The organism is Azospirillum oryzae, assembly GCF_008364795.1.
In the GTDB taxonomy this organism is placed as follows: domain Bacteria; phylum Pseudomonadota; class Alphaproteobacteria; order Azospirillales; family Azospirillaceae; genus Azospirillum; species Azospirillum oryzae.
Window position 1 is genome coordinate 47,918 of the sequence record NZ_VTTM01000012.1, and the last position, 23,158, is coordinate 71,075.

18 protein-coding genes are annotated in these 23,158 nt (G+C 68.2%); 11 read left to right on the top strand and 7 right to left on the bottom strand.

The genetic code is table 11. The features are described from left to right. The first annotated feature begins 105 nt into the window (after positions 1-105). The 3 genes from FZ938_RS24805 (at position 106) to FZ938_RS24815 (ending at position 3,441) form a co-directional block, all read left to right on the top strand. A complete protein-coding gene (locus FZ938_RS24805) occupies positions 106-1,599 on the top strand; it encodes a D-alanyl-D-alanine carboxypeptidase/D-alanyl-D-alanine-endopeptidase (protein ID WP_246457293.1) in 1,494 nt (497 codons plus the stop codon). A gap of 145 nt (positions 1,600-1,744) precedes the next feature. Next, positions 1,745-2,395, top strand: a complete 651-nt coding sequence (locus tag FZ938_RS24810; RefSeq protein ID WP_149201091.1) for a chemotaxis protein — start codon at positions 1,745-1,747, stop codon at positions 2,393-2,395. A gap of 74 nt (positions 2,396-2,469) precedes the next feature. Continuing rightward, positions 2,470-3,441 carry an endonuclease/exonuclease/phosphatase family protein gene (locus FZ938_RS24815; RefSeq protein WP_149201092.1) on the top strand — a complete coding sequence of 324 codons (972 nt, stop codon included), beginning with the start codon at positions 2,470-2,472 and terminating at the stop codon, positions 3,439-3,441. 26 nt (positions 3,442-3,467) lie between these two features. Here the strand turns inward: FZ938_RS24815 and FZ938_RS24820 are convergent, their stop codons facing one another. The 3 genes from FZ938_RS24820 to hyi all read right to left on the bottom strand — a co-directional run bounded on the left by FZ938_RS24820 (position 3,468) and on the right by hyi (position 6,553). Further along, positions 3,468-4,730, bottom strand: a complete 1,263-nt coding sequence (locus FZ938_RS24820; RefSeq protein WP_149201093.1) for a glycerate kinase type-2 family protein — start codon at positions 4,728-4,730, stop codon at positions 3,468-3,470. A gap of 107 nt (positions 4,731-4,837) precedes the next feature. After that, the gene (glxR, locus tag FZ938_RS24825) at positions 4,838-5,722 is read right to left on the bottom strand and encodes a 2-hydroxy-3-oxopropionate reductase (RefSeq protein WP_149201094.1); all 885 of its coding nucleotides are present in this window, start codon (positions 5,720-5,722) and stop codon (positions 4,838-4,840) included. A gap of 36 nt (positions 5,723-5,758) precedes the next feature. Further along, positions 5,759-6,553 (bottom strand): hydroxypyruvate isomerase, encoded by a 795-nt coding sequence (gene hyi / locus FZ938_RS24830; RefSeq protein WP_149201095.1) that lies wholly within the window; start codon positions 6,551-6,553, stop codon positions 5,759-5,761. A gap of 280 nt (positions 6,554-6,833) precedes the next feature. Between hyi and FZ938_RS24835 the strand changes: the two genes are divergently transcribed. The 8 genes from FZ938_RS24835 to FZ938_RS24870 all read left to right on the top strand — a co-directional run bounded on the left by FZ938_RS24835 (position 6,834) and on the right by FZ938_RS24870 (position 18,181). Beyond that, the gene (locus tag FZ938_RS24835; RefSeq protein ID WP_281497576.1) at positions 6,834-8,897 is read left to right on the top strand and encodes an NADPH-dependent 2,4-dienoyl-CoA reductase; all 2,064 of its coding nucleotides are present in this window, start codon (positions 6,834-6,836) and stop codon (positions 8,895-8,897) included. 148 nt (positions 8,898-9,045) lie between these two features. Continuing rightward, positions 9,046-9,870 (top strand): GntR family transcriptional regulator, encoded by an 825-nt coding sequence (locus tag FZ938_RS24840; RefSeq protein ID WP_149201096.1) that lies wholly within the window; start codon positions 9,046-9,048, stop codon positions 9,868-9,870. 2 nt (positions 9,871-9,872) lie between these two features. Then, entirely contained in the window at positions 9,873-10,916 is a 1,044-nt protein-coding gene (locus FZ938_RS24845; protein WP_149201193.1) for a Gfo/Idh/MocA family protein, read from the top strand. Positions 10,917-11,182: 266 nt separating this feature from the next. After that, positions 11,183-11,824, top strand: a complete 642-nt coding sequence (locus FZ938_RS24850) for a TerC family protein (protein ID WP_149201097.1) — start codon at positions 11,183-11,185, stop codon at positions 11,822-11,824. Between the two features lie 519 nt (positions 11,825-12,343). Next, complete coding sequence (locus tag FZ938_RS24855) at positions 12,344-13,348, top strand: TRAP transporter substrate-binding protein (protein WP_149201098.1); 1,005 nt, start codon at positions 12,344-12,346, stop codon at positions 13,346-13,348. An 85-nt stretch (positions 13,349-13,433) separates the two neighbouring features. After that, positions 13,434-13,973, top strand: a complete 540-nt coding sequence (locus FZ938_RS24860) for a TRAP transporter small permease (protein WP_149201099.1) — start codon at positions 13,434-13,436, stop codon at positions 13,971-13,973. Further along, positions 13,964-15,247 (top strand): TRAP transporter large permease, encoded by a 1,284-nt coding sequence (locus FZ938_RS24865; protein WP_149201100.1) that lies wholly within the window; start codon positions 13,964-13,966, stop codon positions 15,245-15,247. The genes FZ938_RS24860 and FZ938_RS24865 overlap by 10 nt, the downstream gene beginning before the upstream one ends. Before the next feature lie 363 nt (positions 15,248-15,610). Further along, positions 15,611-18,181, top strand: a complete 2,571-nt coding sequence (locus FZ938_RS24870) for a DUF4347 domain-containing protein (RefSeq protein WP_149201101.1) — start codon at positions 15,611-15,613, stop codon at positions 18,179-18,181. A gap of 136 nt (positions 18,182-18,317) precedes the next feature. Here the strand turns inward: FZ938_RS24870 and hydA are convergent, their stop codons facing one another. The 4 genes from hydA to preA are packed head-to-tail and all read right to left on the bottom strand — an operon-like array spanning position 18,318 to position 23,141. Then, the gene (gene hydA, locus FZ938_RS24875; protein ID WP_149201102.1) at positions 18,318-19,760 is read right to left on the bottom strand and encodes a dihydropyrimidinase; all 1,443 of its coding nucleotides are present in this window, start codon (positions 19,758-19,760) and stop codon (positions 18,318-18,320) included. Between the two features lie 14 nt (positions 19,761-19,774). After that, positions 19,775-20,491, bottom strand: a complete 717-nt coding sequence (locus FZ938_RS24880) for a TetR/AcrR family transcriptional regulator (protein WP_246457294.1) — start codon at positions 20,489-20,491, stop codon at positions 19,775-19,777. Between the two features lie 56 nt (positions 20,492-20,547). Then, the gene (locus tag FZ938_RS24885; protein WP_149201104.1) at positions 20,548-21,819 is read right to left on the bottom strand and encodes a Zn-dependent hydrolase; all 1,272 of its coding nucleotides are present in this window, start codon (positions 21,817-21,819) and stop codon (positions 20,548-20,550) included. 38 nt (positions 21,820-21,857) lie between these two features. Then, the gene (gene preA / locus FZ938_RS24890; RefSeq protein WP_149201105.1) at positions 21,858-23,141 is read right to left on the bottom strand and encodes an NAD-dependent dihydropyrimidine dehydrogenase subunit PreA; all 1,284 of its coding nucleotides are present in this window, start codon (positions 23,139-23,141) and stop codon (positions 21,858-21,860) included. Positions 23,142-23,158 lie beyond the last annotated feature (17 nt).

The window sequence follows — 23,158 nt, forward strand, 5'->3', positions numbered from 1 at the left end:
CCCGATCCGGCATGGTGTCCGGCTACGTCCCCATCCGCTATTTCCAGCGATTTTTCACCAAAATACTTTATGAACCTTAACATCAGAAGCGGAAAGACCCGGACCTTGACCGCAAGTTTCCATTCGGACTCCAACCCGCCCCCGCCGTCGCCCCGGTCGTTGCTGGGCCGCCGCCCGTTCCTCGGACTGTTCGGGGGCGCGCTCGGGGCGTTGGCCCTGCCGGGTGGCGGGGCCTGGGCGGCAGGATCGTCACGAACCACCAATGGTTTAGAAAGTGGTTCGGTCGGATATTTCCTGTTCGATCCCGACAGCGGCCGGGCGCTGGAGGAGCAGGCGGCGGACACCGCCTTCATCCCGGCATCGGTGGCGAAGCTGCCGACGGTGGCGGCGGCGCTGGCGCTGCTGGGGCCGGACCACCGTTTCGCCACCCGCCTGCTGGGCACCGGGCCGCTGGAGGGCGGGGTGCTGCGCGGCGACCTGATCCTGCAGGGCGGCGGCGATCCGGCCCTGGCGACCGAAGGGCTGCTGCAGCTGTTGGGCGCGCTTGGCGCCGCCGGAGTGCGGCAGGTGGAAGGGAGATTCCTGTACGACACCGCGCTGCTGCCCGAACTGGCGGAGATCGATTCCGGACAGCCCTGGGCCGCGCCCTACAACACCGGGGTCGGGGCGCTGTCGCTGAACTACAACCGCGCCCTGCTGAACTGGCGGCGCGGCGGCACTCCTGCCGGGCCGGACGCGCTGACGGTGGCCGATGCCGGGCGGCTGCCGCTGGACAGCGTCACGGTCCGGCCGATGGCGATGGGCGGAGGCTTTCCGCTGCTGCCGGACGGGGTGGACCGCTGGCTGATGGCGCCGCCCTCCTCCGGCGAGGCGGGGGGCGCCTGGGTGCCGGTGGCGCGGCCGGGGCTGGCCGCCGCCATGCTGTTCCGCCGGCTGGCCGCCGATGCCGGCATCGCCCTGCCGGCGCCCGTCGTCGGCCGGGCGGCGGGTGGGGCGGCGGGTGGGGCGGCTCTGGCGGTGCTGGACAGCCTGCCGCTGGCGGAACTGGCACGTGGCCTGCTGCGCCATTCCAACAACCTGTCGGCGGAAGTGATCGGACTGGCCGCGTCGCGCCGGCTGGATCCGTCTGCCACCACCCTGGACCGGTCGGCGGGGCTGCTGCAGCGTTGGCTGACGCGGCAGCCGGTCGGAGCGGTGAACTGGAGCGGTAGCTGGAATGGTCTGCGGCTGGCCAACCATTCCGGGCTGGGCACCGGGTCGCGCGCCACGCCGCGGCAGATGGCGGCGCTGCTGCAGGCCGGCGGACCGGCCCTGTGGGACCTGCTGCCGGGGGAGGAGGACGGCAAGGCGCTGCCCCCCGGCGTCCATGCCAAATCGGGCACGCTGGCCTACGTCAAGGGGCTGTCCGGGCTGCTGACGGCGGCCAGCGGCCGGAGGCTGGGATTCGTCCTGTTCATCGCCGATCCGGCGCGCCGCGCGGCGATGGATGCCGCGCTCGACCGCCGGGTGACCGCGACGCCGGCGGAGGCGCGCGCCTGGGCCGCCGGTGCCCGCCGGTTGCAGGGCGAGATTCTGGAGCGGTGGGTTTCCACCTATTGACTGACATAAGTCATAGGAGGGAAGATCGCGCCTTCGCTAAAATGCAGATCAAAGTTGAATCGGTCTCAAGCGGCCTGCAACGGATTGATCGCCGTCCCGGCCGCCCCATATCCGTGCACACCCGGCAGAGAGAACCCCAGACCCGATGATGACAGACCGTTCCTGCACCTCTACCGCGCGCAACGTGCTGCGCCGCCGGCTGGAACGTCAGGACGTCGCCGCCAACCGCTATCATGACCGGCGGCTGGGGGCGGAGGTCGTCAACATCGTCGTCGGCGGCTGCGTCGTCACCGACGACCCGAACGTCGTCATCACCACCACGCTGGGCTCCTGCGTCGCCGCCTGCCTGTATGATCCGGTGGCGGAGATCGGCGGGATGAACCATTTCCTGCTGCCCGACGCCGGGAGCGACACGCTGTCGCTGTCCTCGCGCTACGGCGCCACGGCGATGGAGCAACTGATCAACCGGCTGCTGAAGGTCACCGGCCGGCGCGACCGGCTGCGCGCCAAGCTGTTCGGCGGGGCCAACGTCAACCTGACCACGTTGCGCACCGCGAACATCGGCCAGCGCAACGTCGAATTCGTGATGGAGTATCTGGCGACGGAGGGCATTCCCACCGTCAGCTGGGACGTCGGCGGCGCCAGCCCGCGCGCCGTGCGCTTCTTTCCCACCAGCGGGCGCAGCCAGCGCCGGCTGATCGGCGACGAGACTCTGCACGACATCGCCCGCAACGAATCGTCCTACATCGAGCATCTGCGCAAATCGCGGATCGAAGGCGACGTCGAGCTGTTCTGATAAGCTCGACCGGCGGCGTTTCGTCAGCGATGGGCTGCGCCGCCGACACCCGCCGTCCTTCCGCGGAGCCCTTCATGGCCGACACGCTGTTCCGGATCGCCACCTTCAACCTGGAAAACCTGGACGACGATGCCGACGAGCCGCCCTTCGAGGCGCGGATCGCCACGCTGCGCCCGCAGCTGGAGCGGCTGGAGGCCGACATCCTCTGCCTGCAGGAGGTCGACGCCCAGCATCCGGTGAAGAGCGAGCCGCGGACCCTGCGCGCGCTGTCCCGCCTGCTGGAGGGCACGCGCTATGCCGGTTACCACGTCACCGCCGGCGACGGCCCGTCGCCGGCCGACCGCCACAACCCGGTGATCGTCAGCCGCTGGCCGATCCGGGCGGCGCGGCTGCTGCGCCATCATCTGGTGCCGCCGGCCCGCGTGCGCCTCGCCACCGCCGACCCGGCGGCGGACACGGAGACGGAGGTCGGCTGGGACCGGCCGCTGCTGCATGCCGAGGTGGAGATGCCGGACGGCCGCATCCTGCATGTCTTCGACCTGCATCTGCGCGCCCCCATCGCCGCGCCGGTGCCGGGGCAGAAGACCAGCGCCCAGACCTGGAGGACGGCGTCCGGCTGGGCCGAGGGCTTCTATCTCGCCTCGATCAAGCGGGCGGGTCAGGCGCTGGAGACGCGGATGGCGGTGGACCGGCTGTTCGACGCCGATCCCGACGCGCTGATCGTGGTGGCCGGCGACTGCAACGCCGATCTGGAGCAGACCGCCGTCCGCATCATCCGCGCCGCCTCCGACTTCACCGGCAATCCAGACCTGGCCGGCCGCGTGCTGGAGCCGCTGGAGGAGGCGATCCCGGAGGAGCGGCGCTACACCGTGCTGCATGCCGGCACGGCGGTGCTGCTGGACCATCTGATGACCTCGCCGCGCCTGACCGAGCGGCTGCGCGACATCGCCATCCACAACGAGGATCTGACCGACGAGGTCGACCATGCCGACGAGCCCTCGCCGGTCAGTTACCACGCGCCGGTGGTGGCGACCTTCTCGCTGTAGGCCGCCCCGCCGTCAGCTGCGGTCGATCATGTCCGGTCGATGACGATCACCCGGAAATCGTTGACGTTGGTGCGGGTCGGGCCGGTGACGACCAGATCGCCCAGCGCCTTGAAGAAGCTGTAGCCGTCGTTGTCGGCGAGGAAGGCCTTGGCGTCGAGGCCCATCTCCTCCGCACGGGTCAGCGTGTCGGGGCGCAGGATGGCGCCGGCATTGTCCTCCGTCCCGTCGATGCCGTCGGTGTCGAAGGCGGCGGCCCAGATGCCGGGCTGGCCGTCGAGCGCCACCGCCAGCGCCAGCAGGAATTCGACGTTGCGGCCGCCGCGGCCCTGGCCGCGCACGGTCACCGTGGTCTCGCCGCCGGACAGGATCACGGCTGGGACCGCCGCCGGCTGGCCGTGGCGGGCGACCTGCCGGGCGATGCCGGCATGGACCTTGGCGACCTCGCGCGCTTCGCCCTCGATGGCGTCGCCGAGGATGACGGGGGTGTAGCCGCGGTCGCGGGCCAGCGCCGCCGCCGCTTCCAGCGCGTCCTGCGGGGTGGCGATGATGGTGGTCTCGGCGCCGCTCAGCCGCGGGTCGCCGGGCTTCGGCGTCTCGTCCTCCGCGGCCTCCAGGAAGGCGGCGACGGCGGGCGGCGGGGTGATGTTGTACTTGGCCAGGATGGCGCGGGCGTCGGCGAAGCTGGTCGGGTCGGGCACGGTCGGGCCGCTGGCGATCACCGACGGATCGTCGCCCGGCACGTCGGAGACCAGCAGCGAGACGACGCGGGCCGGGTGGGCCATGGCGGCGAGCCGGCCGCCCTTCACCGCCGACAGGTGCTTGCGCACGCAGTTCATCTCGCCGATGTCGGCGCCGCTCTTCAGCAGCGCCTTGGCGACGGCGCGCTTGTCCTCCAGCGTGATGCCGGGCGCCGGCAGGGCCAGCAGGGCGGAGCCGCCGCCGGAGATCAGGCAGAGCACGAGGTCGTCGGCGGCCAGCCCCTGCACCATGTCGACGATGCGCCGCGCGGCCTCCTGCCCGGCGGCGTCGGGCACCGGGTGGCTGGCCTGCACCACCTCGATCCGCTCGGTCGGCAGATCATGGTCGTAGCGGGTGACGACGAGACCGGTCAGCGGGCCCGGCCAATGGTCCTCCACCGTCTTCGCCATGGCCGCCGCCGCCTTGCCGGCACCGATGACCACCGTGCGGCCCTTCGGCGGCTGCGGCAGGGCCGCCGGCAGCCGGGTCTCGGCGGTCACCGCGGTGAGGGCCGCCTGGAACAGGTCGTGGAGCAGGGCTTCGGTGGTCATGGCGGTGCTCATGGTCGCGTCGGGAGCGGGGCGGGTAGAATGCACACAAATGAGGGGTGGGCCAATGGTTAGGGTGGGGCACCGTCCGCCGACGACGCCCCATCACCTCACTTCGACCCGACCTCATGCCCGGCCAGCAGTTCCAGCGCGCGGAGCATGCCGGAGTGGTCCCAGGCCGAGCCGCCCTGCGCGGCGCAGGCGTTGAACAGCTGCTGGCAGCTGGCGGTGTGCGGCAGCGACAGGTTCAGCGCCTTGGCGCCGCTCAGCGCCAGGTTCAGGTCCTTCTGGTGCAGCTCGATGCGGAAGCCGGGGGTGAAGTTGCGGTTGATCATCCGCTCGCCATGGACCTCCAGGATGCGGGAGGAGGCGAAGCCGCCCATCAGCGCCTGACGGACCTTGGCCGGATCGGCGCCGGCCTTCGAGGCGAACAGCAGGGCCTCGGCCACCGCCTCGATGGTCAGCGCGACGATGATCTGGTTGGCGACCTTGGTGGTCTGGCCGTCGCCGTTGCCGCCGACCAGGGTGACGTTCTTGCCCATCTTGTCGAACAGCGGCTTGACCGTGTCGAAGGCCTCCTGCGGGCCGCCGACCATGATGGTCAGCGAGGCGGCCTTGGCGCCGACCTCGCCGCCCGACACCGGCGCGTCGAGGTAGGCGCAGCCCAGGTCATTGATGCGCTTGGCGTATTCCTTGGTCTCGATCGGCGAGATCGAGGACATGTCGACCACGATCTTGCCCGACGACAGGCCGGCGGCGACGCCGTTCTCGCCGAACAGGGCGGCGCCGACATGGGGGGTGTCCGGCACCATGGTGATGATGACCTCGGCCGCCGCCGCGACCTCCGCGCCGCTCGGGCAGGGGATGGCGCCCTTGTCGGTCAGGTCGGCCGGGACCGGCTTGATGTCGTGGACATAGAGCGTGTGACCGGCGTCCAGCAGGTGCCCCGCCATCGGGGTGCCCATGATGCCGAGACCGATGAATCCGACCTTCATGACTTTGGTCCTTTCTCGCGTGATGTTGGGGGCGTTTCAGGCGTTCGCCGGTTCGGTCCTGTAGGGGGCGAACCAGCCGAGCCCCTCGTCCGTCGTCGTCTTCGGCTTGTATTCGCAGCCGACCCAGCCGCTGTAGCCGATGGCGTCCAGATGCTTGAACAGGAAGGGATAATTGATCTCGCCGGTGCCCGGTTCGAAGCGGCCGGGGTTGTCGGCCAGCTGGACATGGGCGATGCGGGCGAGGTTGGCCTCGATCGTGCGGGCCAGATCGCCTTCCATGATCTGCATGTGGTAGATGTCGTACTGCACGTACAGATTGTTGGAACCGACCTTGTCGATCAGGTCCAGCGCCTGTTTCGTGCGGGTCAGGTAGAAGCCGGGGATGTCGCGGGTGTTGATCGGCTCGATCAGAAGCTTGATCCCGGCGCCGGCCAGCGCGTCGGCGGCATAGGCGAGGTTGCCGACCAGCGTGCTTTCGGCCGCGGCGGCGTCGGCGCCTTGCGGCAGGATGCCGACGAGGCAGTTGACCTGTTTGCAGCCCAGCGTGCCGGCATAGTCGATGGCGCGGGCGACGCCGTCGCGGAATTCCTGGACACGGTCGGGCATGATGGCGATGCCGCGCTCGCCGCCGCCCCAGTTGCCGGCCGGCAGATTGTGCAGGACCTGGGTCAGCCCATGCTGGCGCAGCTTCTCGGCCAGCGCGTCGGCGGGGAAATCATAGGGAAACAGGTACTCGACCCCACGGAAGCCGGCATCGGCCGCCGCGGCGAATCGGTCGAGAAAGGGACGCTCGTTGTAGAGCATCGTCAGGTTGGCGGCGAATTGCACCATGACCGAACTCCCGGTTACGCGAATTGGCCGCCGCGGATGGAGGGGCGGCCCTTGGGAAGGGAGCTTGACCGCCGCGCAGGCCCTTGAGCCAGTTCGCCGAACGGCTTTTTCACACAGCGGAAAGCGGGGTGCGCGAACGATCCCGTTGAGGGCGGTCACGGAACTCAGTTGACGCATACGTCAACCTGAACTAGGCTTCGCGACATCAATCATCCGTATCCATGATTGGTCTGCCCGGCGCCGCAAGAAGCGCGGGTTCCATAACCGGAGGAAGCGTCCCGTGACCCAGCCCGTGACCATGCCCGGCTCCCAGCCCTACCCGCATCTGCTGGCCCCGCTCGATCTCGGCTTCACGGTGCTGAAGAACCGGGTGCTGATGGGGTCGATGCACACCGGGCTGGAGGATCGGCGCCGCCATTTCCCCCGGCTGGCCGCCTATTTCGCGGAGCGGGCACGCGGCGGGGTCGGGCTGATGGTGACCGGCGGCTTCTCGCCCAATGTGGAGGGATGGCTGTCGCCCTTCGGCTCCACCCTGGCCCGGCATGGCGCGGCGCGGGCGCACCGGGTCATCACCGACGCGGTACATGCCGAAGACGGCAAGATCGCGCTGCAGATCCTGCATGCCGGCCGCTATGCCTACAGCCCGCTGTCGGTGGCGCCGTCGCGCATCAAGTCGCCGATCACCCCCTTCACCCCGCGCGCCCTGACGGCGCGGGGCGTGGAGCGCCAGATCCGCGCCTATGTCCGCTGCGCCGAACTGGCGCGCGAGGCCGGTTATGACGGGGTGGAGGTGATGGGGTCGGAAGGCTACCTCATCAACCAGTTCCTGGTGACCCACACCAACCAGCGCACCGACAAATGGGGCGGCGCTTATGAGAACCGCATGCGCTTCCCGGTGGAGATCGTGTCGCGCATGCGCGAGGCGGTCGGGCGCGACTTCATCATCATCTACCGCCTGTCGATGCTGGACCTGATCCCCGACGGCAGCAATTGGGAGGAGGTGGTGCAGCTTGCCCAGGCCATCGAGGCGGCCGGGGCCACCATCATCAACACCGGCATCGGCTGGCACGAGGCGCGGGTGCCGACCATCGCCACCAGCGTGCCGCGCGCCAACTTCGCCTGGGTGACGGGGAAGCTGAAGGGGGCGGTGTCCATCCCGCTCTGCACCACCAACCGCATCAACACGCCGGAGGTCGGCGACGCGGTGATCGGCGAGGGGCTGGCCGACATGGTGTCGATGGCGCGGCCCTTCCTGGCCGATCCGGATTTCGTCGCCAAGGCGGCGGCGGGCCGGCCGGAGGCGATCAACACCTGCATCGCCTGCAATCAGGCCTGTCTGGACCACATCTTCTCCGGCAAGACGGCGAGCTGTCTGGTCAACCCGCGCGCCTGCCAAGAGACGGAGCTGGTGATCGCCCCCGCCGCGAAGCGCAAGCGCGTCGCCGTGGTCGGCGCCGGCCCGGCCGGCCTCGCCTGCGCCACCACGGCGGCGGAGCGCGGGCATGAGGTGCATCTGTTCGACGCGGCCGACGAGATCGGCGGCCAGTTCAACATGGCGAAGCGGATTCCCGGCAAGGAGGAGTTCCACGAGACCCTGCGTTATTTCCGCAACCGGCTGGCGGAGACGGGCGTGGCGCTGCATCTGGGGCGGCGGGTGACGGCCGACGACTTGTCGGGCGCGGGATTCGACGACGTGGTGCTGGCGACCGGGGTGGCGCCGCGCGACCCGAAGATCCCCGGCCAGGACCACCCCAAGGTGCTGACCTATGTCGACGTGCTGCGCGGCGCCAAGCCGGTCGGCCGGCGCGTCGCGGTGGTGGGGGCCGGCGGCATCGGCTTCGACCTTGCCGAGTTCCTGGCGCAGGAGGAACCGTCGCCCAGCCTCGACCCGGCGCTGTGGCGCGCCGAATGGGGGGTGGCCGATCCGGCCGAGGCGCGCGGCGGCGTCGCCGGCATCCGCCCTCATCTGACGCTGCCGGCGCGCGAGATCGTGCTGCTCCAACGCAAGGCGACCAAGCCCGGCGCGGGACTGGGCAAGACCACCGGCTGGATCCATCGGGCACAGCTGAAGATGAAGAACATCAAGGCGTTGTCCGGCGTCAACTACGAGCGCATCGACGACGAGGGGCTGACCGTCAGCTTCGGCGAGAAGCGCGAGCGGGTGCAGACGCTGGCGGTCGATACCATCGTGCTGTGCACCGGGCAGGAGCCGTTGCGCGAGCTGCACGCCCCGCTGGAGGCCGCCGGCATCGCCGTCCACCTGATCGGCGGCGCCGACGTGGCGGCGGAGCTAGACGCCAAGCGCGCCATCGCACAGGGGACGCGGCTGGCGGCGGGGTTGTAACGGCAACGCGCCCTCTCCCCACAGCCATGGCGGGAATGAGGGCGTCTTTGTCACACCCGTGGGCGGACGCATCACGAGCGAAATTGCTTGCCGTTACAGCTGATATATTAGTATTCTTAGGCATGTGCTTCTGAGGAGGCTGGACGCCATGCCATCGGGCAACCCGCCGGCCAAAACCGGTTCCATCGCGGCCCCCCCGCCATCAACGACGCCGACCTTGTCGGCCAAGGCCGCTCCGCTCCTGAGCCGCCCGCCGGCACGCCGGGACATGCGGCGCGGTCCGACCGCCGCCGACGCCATCCACCGCGACCTGCGGGCGGAGATCGTGTCGCTGAAACGCAAGCCGGGCGAGCCCATCGCCGAGAAGCAGATCGCCGAGGCCTATGGCGTCAGCCGCACGCCGGTGCGCGAGGCGGTGCTGCGGCTGGCGGACGAGGGGCTGATCGAGATTTTCCCGCAGTCCGGCACCTTCGTCGCCCGCATACCCTTGGGCGCCCTGCCGGAAGCCGGGGTGATCCGCAAGGTGCTGGAGCGGGCGACCGTTCGCTTCGCCGCCGAACGGGCCACCCGCAGCCAGATCGCAGCATTGCACGCCTGCCTGGAACAGCAGCGCGAAGTCGATGCGGAGGGCGACGCCGACGGCTTCCATCAGGCTGACGAAGCTTTCCACGCCCAGATCACCGAGATGGCGGGCTATCCCGGCTTCTGGGGCATCATCCAGCAGGCCAAGGTCCAGCTCGACCGCTGCCGTCGCCTGACTCTGCCGGTTCCCGGCCGCATGCGCACGGTGATCGCCGAGCATGAGGCCATCGTCGAGGCCATCGCCGGCCACGACCCCGACCGAGCGGAACAGAGCCTGATCCGCCATCTCGACAATCTGCAGATCACGGTGGACGACGTGCGCAACGCCGCCCCGCTCTATTTCTCCGGCAGCCTGACCGACGGGACCGCCCTTTCCGATGGAGCACCCTGATGATGAGCAAGGTCAGCCGCCGCGTCGGCGTCATCGGGTTGGGCATGGCGTCGGCCCCGCATGCGCAGAGCCTGATCGATCTGGCTGGCCGGGTGGAGGTGGCGGGCTGCTTCAGCCCGTCGGCCGAACGCCGCGCCGCCTTCGCCGCCCGCCACAGTCTGCCGGTGGTTGACCGGCTGGAGGCGCTGCTGGAGGATCCGGCGTTGTCGGCCGTCCTGCTGCTGACCCCGCCCGACACCCATGCCGAACTGGTGGCGCGCTGCGCCGCCGCCGGCAAGCATGTACTGCTGGAAAAACCGTTGGACGCCACCCCGGAAGGGGCGCGGGCGGTGGTCTCCGCGATGGAGGCGGCCGGGCTGACGCTGGGCGTCATGCTGCAGCACCGCTTCCGGGCGTCGGTGGAACGGCTGGCCGGGCTGATGCGCCACGGTGCGCTGGGCCGGCCGCTGACGGCGGCGGTTTCGGTGCGCTGGTGGCGCGACGCCGCCTATTACGCCCAACCCGGCCGCGGCAAGAGGGCGCGCGACGGCGGCGGCGTGCTGCTGACCCAGGCGATCCACACGCTGGACGCCTTCGTCAGCCTGCTCGGCCTGCCGGACCGGGTCGCGGGCTTTGCCGCGACGAGCGTTTTGCGCAAATCGGACATGGACACGGAGGATGTGGTTGCCATGGCCCTGCGCTACGGCAACGGCATGCTGGCGACCGTGAATGCCACCACCGCCGTCTATCCCGGCTATCCGGAGCGGATCGAGATCGCGGGGTCCGATGGCTCCGCCGTTCTGGCCGGCGACCGTCTGGAGGTGCAACTGGTCAATGGCGAGCGCATCACCGCCGGCGCGGACGGCGCCACGCTGGGCGGCGGGGCCGACCCGATGGCCTTCTCCCACCAGCATCACCGCGCGGTGCTGTCCGATTTCCTCGACGCGCTGGACGAAGGACGCCGGCCGCGGGTGGACGGGCGCGAAGCGCTGAAGGTGCACCGGCTGATCGAGGCGATGCTGGAGGCGTCCGGCAGCGGCGGAAGCGTGGAGGTCGGTACTTCCTGATCGTCATTCCCCATCGCGGTTCCGGAGGTCGCAAGCGCGGCCTTGCGGAATCCACCACTTTGGCGTAAAGCGCCAGAACCAGGCCGGGCCCCTCTGGCAACCGTCACCGGTTGCGATGTCGGACTGGGAAGACAAGGAGCGGCCCGCGCCTCGTGCCCCTGACCGGGGGCTTTCCGTCCGATGCCTTCGGCGCGGCCCGACCGGTCAGCAGACTCCCGCGCGGCCTCTCCTCCGACACTGATCGTGATGCGAGGACTTGTGCCCAAATGACGGAACTATTCACCACGGATGCGCTCTTTGCGCTGCTCCAGGTCATCATGATCGATCTGGTGCTGGCCGGCGACAACGCCATCGTCATCGGTCTGGCCGCCGCCGGATTGCCGCGGGAACAACGCGGCAAGGCAATCCTGATCGGCATCCTGGCCGCCACCGTGCTGCGCATCGCTTTCGCGGCGGTCACCACCCAGCTTCTCCAGATCATCGGGCTGCTGCTGGCCGGTGGTGTGCTGCTGCTGTGGGTCTGCTGGAAGATGTGGCGCGAACTGCGGCAGTCCCATGAGGAGGACGAGGCGGTCGAGGCGCTGGAGGACGATGGCGGGGCCGAAGCCTCCGGGCCGCGGAAGACCCTCGGTCAGGCGGTCTGGCAGATCGTGGTCGCCGACGTGTCGATGTCGCTCGACAATGTTCTGGCCGTCGCCGGTGCGGCGCGCGAACATCTGGGGGTGCTGGTCATCGGCCTGACACTGTCCATCGCCCTGATGGGTCTCGCCGCCAGCGTCATCGCCAGAGTCCTACACAAGCACCGCTGGCTGGCCTATGTCGGTCTTTCCATCATCCTCTACGTCGCCCTGCACATGATCTACCGCGGCGCCATGGAGGTGTGGCCCCTGGTGAACGGTCACGCCTGATCGGCCAAGGGGGGCTCCGGACGCCGCTTTCGGGCGAGTGGGGGAAATGGCTGCGGCGAGAGCTGAGGCGGAATGTCGCGCCATCCCCCTGCGGCAATCCGTGCGCTGTCTGAAACAGCGTTTCCGCGCTTACATTGCCCCTCTCGCCGCCAATCCGATTGAGTTAAAGTCCAAATGGTAGTTGCCGCTTTGAACTTTCAGGGTTGCGCGCAGATTGATATACTAATATCTTAAGCGACGAGAACAGGGCGCCGCAGCCAAGCGGGGGCCGGATATGGATGGGGGCGAGGGCAAGGCCGGCGGCGGCCAAGTGCGACTTCCCGGTCGCATGGTCCGATCGCAGCGCTGCGAAAGCCGGGCGTCGCAATGGCCTCTCACCCATTCCCCGCCTGCCGCCGGTCCCCAATTCGTCCAGTCACGTGCGGGCGGTCTGCCGCCCGCCAGGTAAAACCGGAAACACCAGAACAAAAGAGGCCGGATTGCCTAAGGCTCCGGCTCCGTAATCAGGAGGAGATCCTAATGAAGTTTGGTCTGACTTCGATCCGCACTGCGATGCTGACCGCCTGTGCGATCTGCGGCATCCTGGCCGCCCCCATGCTGTCGGCGCCGGCCGATGCGCGCGACTTCCGATCCGCCGACATCCACCCGACCGACTACCCGACCGTCGAAGCGGTGCGCTATGTCGGCAAGCTGGTGGCCGAGCGCAGCAACGGCAAGCTGGGCGTCAAGGTGTTTCCGAACGGCGCCCTGGGGACCGAGAAGGACACCATCGAGCAGCTTAAGATCGGTGCGCTGGAGATGATGCGCATCAACGTGGCGCCGCTGAACAACGTGGTGCCGGAGACGATGGTCACCGCGCTGCCGTTCATCTTCCGCGACACCGGCCACATGCGCCGCGTCCTGGACGGCCCGATCGGTGATGAAATCCTGGCGGCGATGGAAAGCCAGGGCATGATCGGGCTGGCCTTCTACGACAGCGGTTCGCGCAGCATGTATTCGGCCGCCAAGCCCTACAAGACGCTGGCCGACATGAAGGGCGCCAAGATCCGCGTCCAGCAGTCGGACCTGTTCGTCGCCATGATCCAGGCGCTGGGCGCCAACGCCACGCCGATGCCCTTCGGCGAGGTCTACACCGCGCTGAAGACCGGCATCGTCGACGCCGCCGAGAACAACTACCCGTCCTATGAATCCTCGCGCCACTTCGAGGCGGCCAAGTACTTCACCCTGACCGAACACGCGATGGCGCCGGAAGTGCTGGTCTTCTCCAAGGTCGCCTGGGACCGCCTGTCGAAGGACGATCAGGCACTGATCCGCAAGGCCGCCAAGGATTCGGTGCCCTACATGCGCAAGCTGTGGGACGAGCGCGAGCTGAAGTCCAAGGAGATCGTCACCCAGGCCGGTGCCCAGATCGTCGAGGTGACGAACAAGCAGGAATTCATCGACGCGATGAAGCCGGTCTACGCCCAGTTCGCGAACACGCCGAAGCTGCAGAGCCTCGTCCAGCGCGTCCAGGAAACCAAGTGACGACTTTTCGGTAACGCCAAGAAGGGGTGGCTTCGCGGCTTCGTCCCGGGTGGGACGAGCCGCGCCATCCGAGGGGAGCCGCAGCATGGATATCGAGCTGCAAGCAATGGACGTCAGCCCGCCGCATGCGGCCGGCTGGTTGACCCGCATGAATGCGGTGCTGGCCAAGACCGGCATGTATGTCGCCATCATCGGCCTGATGATGATCGTGTGCGTCGTCTTCTATCAGGTGTTCGGCCGCTACGTGCTGAACAGCTCGCCGACCTGGGCGGAAAGCCTTGCCATCGTGCTGGTGCTCTACGTCACGCTGATCGGCGCCGCCGTCGGCGTCCGCGATGCCGGCCATATCGGGCTGGAGTCGCTGCTGGTGATGCTGTCGGACAGCGCGCGCCGCAAGATGGACGTCCTGATCTATGCCCTGGTCGGCATCTTCGGCGGCTGCATGGCCTACAACGGCTGGATCCTGGGCAGCTCGGTCGCCTCCTACACCATTCCGAACCTTCATATCTCCGAAGCCGTGCGGTACGTGCCGCTGGTGCTGTCGGGCGTGCTGATCGTCCTGTTTTCCATCGAGCATATCGTCGCCATCGTGCGCGGCGAGGAGGTCAAGCCGTCATGGAACTGACCATCCTGTCCATCACCTTCTTCGGCTTCCTCATCCTCGGCATTCCGGTCGCCTTCGCCATCGGCCTGTCGGCGCTCTGCACCATCCTCTATGAAGGCCTGCCCGTCGCGGTGGTCTTCCAGCAGATGATGTCGGGCATGAACGTCTTCTCGTTCCTGGCCATTCCCTTCTTCGTCTTCTCGGGCGAGCTGATGCTGCACGGCGGCGTCGCCGACAAGATCGTCGCCGCGGCCAAGAGCATGGTCGGCCATATCCGCGGCGGCCTGGGCATGTCCAACGTCGTGGCCTGCACGCTGTTCGGCGGCGTCGCCGGCTCGCCCGTCGCCGACGTGTCGGCCATGGGCGCCGTCATGATCCCGATGATGAAGCGGGAAGGCTACCACGCCGACTATGCGGTCAACGTCACCACCCATGCGGCACTCGTCGGCGCGCTGATGCCGACCAGCCACAACATGATCATCTATGCGCTGGCCGCCGGCGGAAAGGCGTCCATCGGGGCGCTGATCGCCGCGGGTCTGATGCCGGCGCTGCTGCTGATGGTGTGCAACCTGGGTGCGGCCTACTATGTCGCGGTTAAGCGCGGCTATCCCAAGGGGACCTTCCCCGGCTGGGACATCCTGGCGCACTCCTTCGCCGCCGCCCTGCCGGGCCTGCTGATCGTCGTCATCATCCTGGCCGGCATCACCACCGGCGTGTTCACCGCGACCGAGTCGGCCTCGGTGGCCGTGATCTACGCGCTGCTGCTGACCACCTTCGTCTACCGCACGCTGAGCTGGGAGAAGTTCCTGGCCGCCGCCGCCAAGACGGTGAAGACCACCGGCGTGGTGCTGCTGCTGATCGGCGTGTCGACGATGTTCCAGTACCTCATGGGTCTCTATGAGGTGGCGGACATGACCGGCGAGCTTCTGGCCGGCGTGTCGACCAATCCGATCGTCATCTTCCTGCTGATCAACATCATCCTGTTCCTGCTGGGCACCTTCATGGACATGGCCAGCACCATCCTGATCTGCACGCCGATCTTCCTGCCGATCGCCATGCAGTACGGAATGGACCCGGTGCAGTTCGGCATCGTCATGCTGATCAACTGTGCCCTTGGCCTGAACACCCCGCCGGTCGGCACCACCCAGTTCATCGGCTGCGCCATTGGCGGCGTGTCGGTGGGCGAGGTGATGCGCTCCATCACGCCCTTCTACGGGGCGCTGTTCGTGGCGCTGCTGCTGGTCACCTATGTCCCGGCCTTCTCACTGTGGCTGCCGCGCATGCTGATGCATTGAGAGGGAGCGGGTTCAGGGTCTCCTGAACGACTTCTCTCCTGGACTGGGCCATCGGGATCCTCCCGGTGGCCCAATTTTTTTGTGCATCGGGCCGCACCTATCCCGAATTGGAGGTAATCGAGCAGGAGACTCCCCAGTTCGGGAAAAAGAGTGGCAAGCCGACGCAACAGGCCGGACCAGCCGGATGGCGTCGAAATCGATAGCGACTGTACTGCTTGCGCTTCCGGAGAGAAAAAGGTCGCCCAGCCGGGGCCGATGCTTCCCAAGGAATGATCGGCTTATTGGACGTTGTTCTGTGGACATGATCCCGTACATCACAGACCAGCAAAACGATTTCCAACTACTCCCCAGAAAGGGGCTTTCATGCACGGGATCATTCTTGCCGACGCCGACCTGTCCGACATCGATACGCTGATCGGCCCGCACGCGCCGGACATGACGGTGGTCCGGGTTACCGCCGACGAGGACGCCGTCGCCCTGCTTGTCGAGGCGTTGGAAACGGCATCGGCGACGGGAGCCAACGCGGTCCACCTGATCGCCCATGGCGCGCCGGGTGTGGTGAAGCTGGGGGCGACGCCGCTCGACACCAGCGCCCTGTTCGACCGCCGCTGGCCCAATGCGTCCGGCTGCGAGATCCTGATCCATGCCTGCGACGTCGGCGCCGGCAGCAACGGGCGCCGCTTCGTCGAGCGTCTGGCCGCCGTCACCGGCGCCCGCGTCGCCGCCGCCAGCCATCCGGTGGGCCATGCCGACCAGGGCGGTTCGTGGGATCTCGATGTCGTGACCGGCCCGATCCTTGCCGCCCGCCCGTTCGCGGGGGCGGAGGCCTGGCCGCACCGGCTGGCCTACAGCGGCACGGCGACCAGCGGCAACGACACGCTGATCGGCGACAACAGCGGCAACACCATCAACGGGCTGGCCGGCAACGACAGCATCGTCGGCGGCACCGGCAACGACAGCCTGCTCGGCGGCATCGGCAACGACACGCTGGTCGGCGGCGGCAACAGCGGCCAGTCGGCCGGCGACACGCTGAACGGCGGGCTTGGCGGCGATCATTATGTCGGCGGCAACGGCTTCACCATCGTCACCTACGAGAACGCCACCACCGGCCTCACCCTGGACCTGACCAACGGCGCCAACAACACCGGCGAGGCGGCCGGCGATACCTTCGTCGACATCCAGCGCTGGGTCGGCTCCGAATATGCCGACAGCCTGACCGCCGGCGATACCGCCGTGTGGTTCTGGGGCCATGGCGGCAACGACGTCGAATATGGCGGGGCCGGCAACGACACGCTGGAGGCGGGCGACGGCAACGACACCATCTTCGGCGGCGGCGGCACCGACCTGATGTACGGCCGCGCCGACAATGACGAGCTTCACGGCGGCATCGGCAACGACACGGTGGCCGGTGGCGGCGGCGCCGACCTGCTCTATGGCGATGCCGGCAACGACCTGATGAAGGGCGACTGGGAACGCGACACCATCCATGGCGGCGACGGCGACGACACCATCCTGGCCGGCATCGTCAGTTCGGGCAGCTATGCCCAGACCCAGGCCGACACCCTCTATGGCGAGGCTGGCAACGACCGCTACATCGTGGTCAGCCAGTATGACGCCGGCACCGTCAGCTTCGACGGCGGCACCGGCACCGACACGCTGGAACTGCGGTCGGACAACCTGACCAGCTACAACGGCTACGATCTGGAATATTACACCGACGTCGCCTCGCCGAAGATCGACATCAGCGGCATGACGCTGACCAGCGTCGAGACGCTGGCCCTGACCGGCAGCAAGCGCCACACCGTGACGATGACGGCGGCCCAGGCCAACGGCTTCACCAGCATCACCGGGGCTGTGACCGGCGACGCCTTCGCCATCGCCGGGGCGTCGCTTTCCGGCAGCGTCGGGTCCGGCACCGGCAGCGCGCTGCAGGCCGGGCAGGTCCAGGCGGAGACGGTGAATGGCGTCACCCTGGTCCATGTCGGGCTGGACCAGACCGCCGGGTCCGACATGACCCTGCGCATCGCCGGCAGCTTCGCCGCATCGGACATCAGCCTGTCGGGCAACACCATCACGCTGGGGCAGGCCGGCTCCGGCGGCTCCACCGGCGGCGGCGATACCGGGGGTGGAACCGGCGGCGGTACTGGTGGCGGTACGGGGGGGACGGCCGGGCTGACCCTGACCGGCACCGACGCCCGTGACTATCTGGCCGGCGGCAGCGGCAACGACACCATCATCAGCAACGCCGGCAACGACTACATGGTCGGCGGCGGCGGCAGCGACACCTTCGTCTTCAAGCCGGGCGACGGCTGGGATTACATCGGCGACTTCCAGGCCGGCAGCGGCGGCGACGTGCTGAATGTCGCCGGCTGGTCCGGGCTGAAGGATTTCGCCTCGGTCATGGCCGTCACCGTACAGGACGGCGCCAACACCGTCGTCCGGTTCGACAACGGCAACAGCGCCATCCTGGCCAACGTCACCCGCAGCAGCCTGACCGCCGCCAACTTCTCCTTCGCGACGGTTGGCGGTTCCACGGGGGGCTCCACCGGTGGGTCCACCGGCGGCACTCCGGGCCAGACCATCACCGGCACCTCGGCCGGCGAATTCCTGGCCGGCGGCAGCGGCAACGACACCATCACCGGCAATGGCGGCAACGACTACATGGTCGGCGGCGCCGGGCGGGACACCTTCGTCCAGAATCCCGGCGACGGCTGGGACTGCATCGGCGACTTCCAGGCCGGCACCGGCGGCGACGTGATCGACCTCCGCAGCATCTCCGGCTTCTCCAGCCTGAACGACGTGCTGACCCACTCGGCGCAGAGCGGTGCCGACATGTCGATCGAACTCGGTACATTCAACTCCATCAAGCTGATGGGCGTCGACCGCAACAGCCTGACGGCGGAGAACTTCCTGTTCGCCAGTTCGGTGGGGTGAGTTTTTCCTTCTCCTCCCTGGGGAGGGGGTCGGGATGAGGGGGATGTATGGCGGGACCGTTGAGAAAATCCTGCGGCGCTTCCCCCTCACCCTAACCCTCTCCCCGGGGGGAGAGGGGATTTTAGGTGCTATCGCCCTACCGCTCCACCGCCACCGGGACGTTCAGGGCATTGCGCTTCGCCACCGCCTCGTAGACCGGGGGGAAGGCGGGGCGGTTGACGTAGCGCCCGGCGCCGCGCACGGCGCGGCTTTCGCCGAGCGCGTGGACGATGCGGCCCTGGCTCAGCGTGTAGGCCGGGGTGCCGGTGACGGTCATGCCTTCGAAGATGTTCAGGCCGACCTTCTGCATCTGGGTCTTGGCCGAGATGGTCCTGGTCGCCTTCGGATCCCACACCACCAGATCGGCGTCGGCCCCGACGCTGACCGAGCCCTTGCGCGGGTAGAGGTTGAAGATCTTGGCGGCATTGGCGGAGGTCACGGCGACGAACTCGTTCATCGTCAGCCGGCCGGTGTTGACGCCGTGGGTCCACAGCGCGGTCATGCGGTCCTCGATGCCGGCGGTGCCGTTCGGGATCTTGGTGAAGTCGTTGCGGCCCATCGCCTTCTGTTCCGCGCAGAAGCAGCAATGGTCGGTGGCGGTGGTGTGCAGGTGCCCCGCCTGCAGGCCGCGCCACAAGGCGTCCTGATGCTCCTTCGGGCGGAAGGGCGGGCTCATGACATGGCCGGCGGCGAAGTCCCAGTCGGGGTCGCGGTAGACGCTGTCGTCGATCAGCAGATGGCCGGCCAGAACCTCGCCGAACACGCGCTGGCCGTCGTTCTGGCCGCGCTCGATGGCGGCCAGCGCCTCCTTGGCGGAGACATGGACGATGTAGACCGGGACGCCGAACACGCGGGCGACCTGGATGGCGCGGTTGGCGGCCTCGCCCTCCACCTCCGGCGGGCGGGAGAGGGGGTGCGCTTCGGGACCGGTCAGGCCCTGTGCCAGCAGCTTCTTCTGGAGTTGGAAGACCAGTTCGCCGTTCTCGGCATGGACGGTGGGAATCGCGCCCAGTTCCAGGCAGCGCTGGAAGCTGTTCACCAGCGTCTCGTCGTCGGCCATGATGGCGTTCTTGTAGGCCATGAAGTGCTTGAAGCTGTTCACGCCATGGTCGGCGACCAGCGTGCCCATGTCCTGCCGCACGCTCTCGTCCCACCACGTCACCGCGACGTGGAAGCTGTAGTCGCCCGCCGCCTTCTCCGCCCAGCCGCGCCAGGTGTGATAGGCCTCCATCAGGCTCTGCTTCGGGTTGGGGATGACGAAGTCGATGATCATCGTCGTGCCCCCGGCAAAGCCGGCGGCGGTGCCGCTGAAGAAGTCCTCCGTCGTCACCGTGCCCATGAAGGGCAGTTCCATGTGGGTGTGCGGGTCGATGCCGCCGGGCATGACGTAGCAGCCGCCGGCATCCACCACTTCGGCCCCCGCCGGCACGTCCAGCGTCTCGCCCACCGCGGTGATGATGCCGTCCTGGCAGAGGACGTCGGCGCGGCGGGTATGCTCGGCGGTGACGACGGTGCCGCCGCGGATCAGGATGGTGGACATGCTCGGGCGCTCCCTCAGGAAATGGATGGGACGGAGTCGGTGGGCGGTTCGAGTTCGGATACTTGTGGTTCGGCGATTTGCAGTTCCGGCAGGCCGGCGGCGCGCAGGACCAGCCGCAGCACCTCCGCCGTCATGGCGGCGAAGTCCTGGCGGGTCAGAGTGCGGCGGCCCAGCACCTTGCGGATCTGGACGTCGAAGTCGGCATAATGCTGGGTTACCGCCCAGATCATGAACAGGAACTGGCGGGCGTCCACCGGCGCCATGCGGCCGGCGGCGACCCAGCCGTCGATGACGCCTGCCTTGGCGTCGACCAGCGATTTCAGGTCTTCGGCCAGGAAGCGTTCGACCTGGGTCCCGCCATGCAGGATCTCGTTGGCGAAGACCTTGGAGGCATGGGGCCGCGTGCGCGACGCCTCCATCTTGGCGGTGACGTAGGCGGTCAGCGCGACGGACGGATCGGCGTCGGGGGTGAAGGAATCGATCGGCGCCAGCCACATCCGCAGGATGTTGTCCAGCACCGCGCGGTAGAGATCCTCCTTGGTGCCGAAATAGTAATGCAGGTTGGCCTTGGGCAGGCCGGCCCGCTCGGCGATGTCGGCCATGGTGGCGCCGGCGAAGCCGGCCTCGGCGAAGATGCGCTCGGCCGCCTTCAGGATGCGCTCGACGTTCTCACGCCGGATGCGCCCCTGGGGCGACGTGGTATCGGTGGTGTCGGCAGCCGTTCGCGCCATCGCGTTCGCCATTGCTGTTGTTCAAAGCCCTCTCCCGGGGCGGGAGAGGGAGCGTATCACTCCGCGGGCGCTTTCACCTGCTCCGCCATGGCGTTGGCGCGGTCGAGCACGGCGTGCAGCAGCACCTCGCAGCCGGCGGTCGACCATTCCGGGGTCGTCTCCTCGACCTCGTTGTGGCTGATGCCGTCGATGCAGGGGATGAAGACCATCGCCGTCGGCGCGACCTTGGACAGGTAACAGGCGTCGTGGCCGGCGCCCGAGACGATGTCGCGGAAGCTGTGGCCGGTGCGCTCCACCCCCTTGCGGACGGCGGCGACGCAGGTCTCGTCGAACTTGATCGGGGCGTAGTACCAGATCTGCTGGAAATCGCTCTCCAGCCCGATCTCGCCGGCGATGCGCTCCACCTCGGCGCGCAGTTCGCCGTCCATGGCTTTGAGGATGGCGTCGTCGGGATGGCGGAAATCGACGGTGAAGAAGACGCGGCCGGGGATGACGTTGCGGCTGTTGGGATGGATCTGCATCAGCCCCACCGTGGCGCAGGCCAGCGGGCCGTACTTCATGCCGATCCGGTTCACCGCATCGACGACGCGGGATGCCCCCAGCAGCGCATCCTTGCGACGGACCATCGGGGTCGGGCCGGCATGGGCCTCCTGGCCGGTGAAGGTGATCTCGTACCAGCGCTGGCCCTGGCAGTCGGTGACGACGCCGATGGTCTTGCCTTCGATCTCCAGGATCGGACCCTGTTCGATGTGGGCCTCGAAATAGGCGCCGACCTTGCGGCCACCCACCTCCCGGTCGCCGGCATAGCCGATGCGGGCCAGTTCCTCGCCCATCGTCTTGCCGTCGAGGTCGGCGCGGGACAGGCCGTATTCCAGGTCGAACACCCCGGCGAAGACGCCGGACGACACCATGGCCGGGGCGAAGCGCGAGCCTTCCTCGTTGGTCCAGACCGCGACCTCCACCGGGGCCTCGGTGACGTAGTTCATGTCGTTCAGGCTGCGCACCACCTCCAGTCCGGCCAGCACGCCATAGACGCCGTCATATTTGCCGCCGGTCGGCTGGCTGTCGAGATGGCTGCCCATGATGACGGGGGGCAGGCTGTCGTCGCGGCCGGGGCGGCGGGCGAAGATGTTGCCCATCCTGTCGACCGAGACCGTGCAGCCGGCCTCCTCGCACCAGCGCACGAACAGGTCGCGGCCCTGTTTGTCGAGGTCGGTCAGCGCCAGCCGGCACACGCCGCCCTTGGGCGTGGCGCCGATCTGCGCCATGTCCATCAGGCTCTGCCACAGGCGCGAGCCGTTTACGGCGACATTCTGCGGGGTGGACATGATTGCTCTCTCCTGAACGTCGTTGTCGGGCAGCGTTCTTATTCGGCGGCTTCGGGGACGCGCATCGGGTTGCGGGCGTCGTTGGGCCAGGTGACATAGGGCAGGTCGGTCTGCTCCGGCACCATGGTGATGCAGTCCGGAACCGGACAGACATGGCTGCACAGGTTGCAGCCCACGCACTCCTCGTTGACCACGGTGAAGACGCGGCGGCCCTCGCCTGCGTCGATGCGGATCGCCTGGTGCGAGGTGTCTTCGCAGACGATGTGGCAGCGGCCGCAATCGATGCACAAGGCGGGGTCGATCACCGCCTTGGTCGAGAAGTTCATGTTCAGGTCGTTCCAGTTGACGACATTGCGCACCGCGCGGCCGCTCAGTTCGTCAAGGGTCCGGTAGCCCTTCTCGTCCATCCAGTTGGACAGGCCGCCGATCATGTCCTCGACGATCTTGAAGCCGTAGGTCATGGCGGCGGTGCAGACCTGGACATTGGTGGCGCCCAGCGCCAGGAACTCCGCCGCGTCGCGCCATGTGGTGATGCCGCCGATGCCGCTGACCGGCAGGCCGTGCGTGTCGGGGTTGCGGGCGATCTCCGCCACCATGTTCAGCGCGATCGGCTTCACCGCCGGGCCGCAATAGCCGCCATGGCTGCCCTTGCCGTCGACCACCGGGGTCGGGGCCATGGCGTCGAGATCCACCGCGACGATGGAGTTGACGGTGTTGATCAGCGACACCGCGTCGGCGCCGCCGCGCTTGGCCGCTTCGGCCGACCACAGGATGTTGGTGATGTTGGGGGTCAGCTTGACGATCACCGGCAAATTGACGGCGTTCTTCACCCAGCGGGTGACCTGCTCCACCATCTCCGGCACCTGCCCGATGGCGGAGCCCATGCCGCGTTCGCACATGCCGTGCGGGCAGCCGAGGTTGAGTTCGAGGCCGTCGGCCGCCCCGGTCTCGGCGATGCGGCGGGCGAGGCCGGCCCAGGCCTCCTCCTCGATGCGGGCCATCAGCGAGACGACCATGGCGCGGTCGGGGAAGTCGCGCTTGACCTCGATGATCTCCTGCAAATTCACGGCGAGCGGCCGGTCGGAGATCAGCTCGATGTTGTTGAAGCCGATCATCCGGCGGTCGGTATCGAGATGCGCGCCGTAGCGGCTGGAGACGTTGACCACAGGCGGGTCCTCGCCCAGCGTCTTCCAGACGACACCGCCCCAGCCCGCCTTGAAGGCGCGGACGACGTTGTAGGCCTTGTCGGTCGGCGGGGCGGAGGCCAGCCAGAAGGGGTTGGGGGAGCGGATGCCGGCGATGGTGCTGCTGAGATCGGCCATGATGTGGCTCCCTTTCC

Coding starts and splice junctions, on each gene's coding strand:
- FZ938_RS24815 (WP_149201092.1), top strand. CDS start 2,470: ATGGCCGACACGCTGTTCCGGATCGCCACCTTCAACCTGGAAAACCTG.
- hydA (WP_149201102.1), bottom strand. CDS start 19,760: ATGTCCACCATCCTGATCCGCGGCGGCACCGTCGTCACCGCCGAGCAT.
- FZ938_RS24885 (WP_149201104.1), bottom strand. CDS start 21,819: ATGTCCACCCCGCAGAATGTCGCCGTAAACGGCTCGCGCCTGTGGCAG.
- FZ938_RS24845 (WP_149201193.1), top strand. CDS start 9,873: ATGAGCAAGGTCAGCCGCCGCGTCGGCGTCATCGGGTTGGGCATGGCG.
- FZ938_RS24870 (WP_149201101.1), top strand. CDS start 15,611: ATGCACGGGATCATTCTTGCCGACGCCGACCTGTCCGACATCGATACG.
- hyi (WP_149201095.1), bottom strand. CDS start 6,553: ATGGTGCAATTCGCCGCCAACCTGACGATGCTCTACAACGAGCGTCCC.
- FZ938_RS24860 (WP_149201099.1), top strand. CDS start 13,434: ATGGATATCGAGCTGCAAGCAATGGACGTCAGCCCGCCGCATGCGGCC.
- FZ938_RS24820 (WP_149201093.1), bottom strand. CDS start 4,730: ATGACCACCGAAGCCCTGCTCCACGACCTGTTCCAGGCGGCCCTCACC.
- glxR (WP_149201094.1), bottom strand. CDS start 5,722: ATGAAGGTCGGATTCATCGGTCTCGGCATCATGGGCACCCCGATGGCG.
- FZ938_RS24880 (WP_246457294.1), bottom strand. CDS start 20,491: ATGGCGCGAACGGCTGCCGACACCACCGATACCACGTCGCCCCAGGGG.
- FZ938_RS24840 (WP_149201096.1), top strand. CDS start 9,046: ATGCCATCGGGCAACCCGCCGGCCAAAACCGGTTCCATCGCGGCCCCC.
- FZ938_RS24850 (WP_149201097.1), top strand. CDS start 11,183: ATGACGGAACTATTCACCACGGATGCGCTCTTTGCGCTGCTCCAGGTC.
- FZ938_RS24810 (WP_149201091.1), top strand. CDS start 1,745: ATGATGACAGACCGTTCCTGCACCTCTACCGCGCGCAACGTGCTGCGC.
- preA (WP_149201105.1), bottom strand. CDS start 23,141: ATGGCCGATCTCAGCAGCACCATCGCCGGCATCCGCTCCCCCAACCCC.
- FZ938_RS24855 (WP_149201098.1), top strand. CDS start 12,344: ATGAAGTTTGGTCTGACTTCGATCCGCACTGCGATGCTGACCGCCTGT.
- FZ938_RS24865 (WP_149201100.1), top strand. CDS start 13,964: ATGGAACTGACCATCCTGTCCATCACCTTCTTCGGCTTCCTCATCCTC.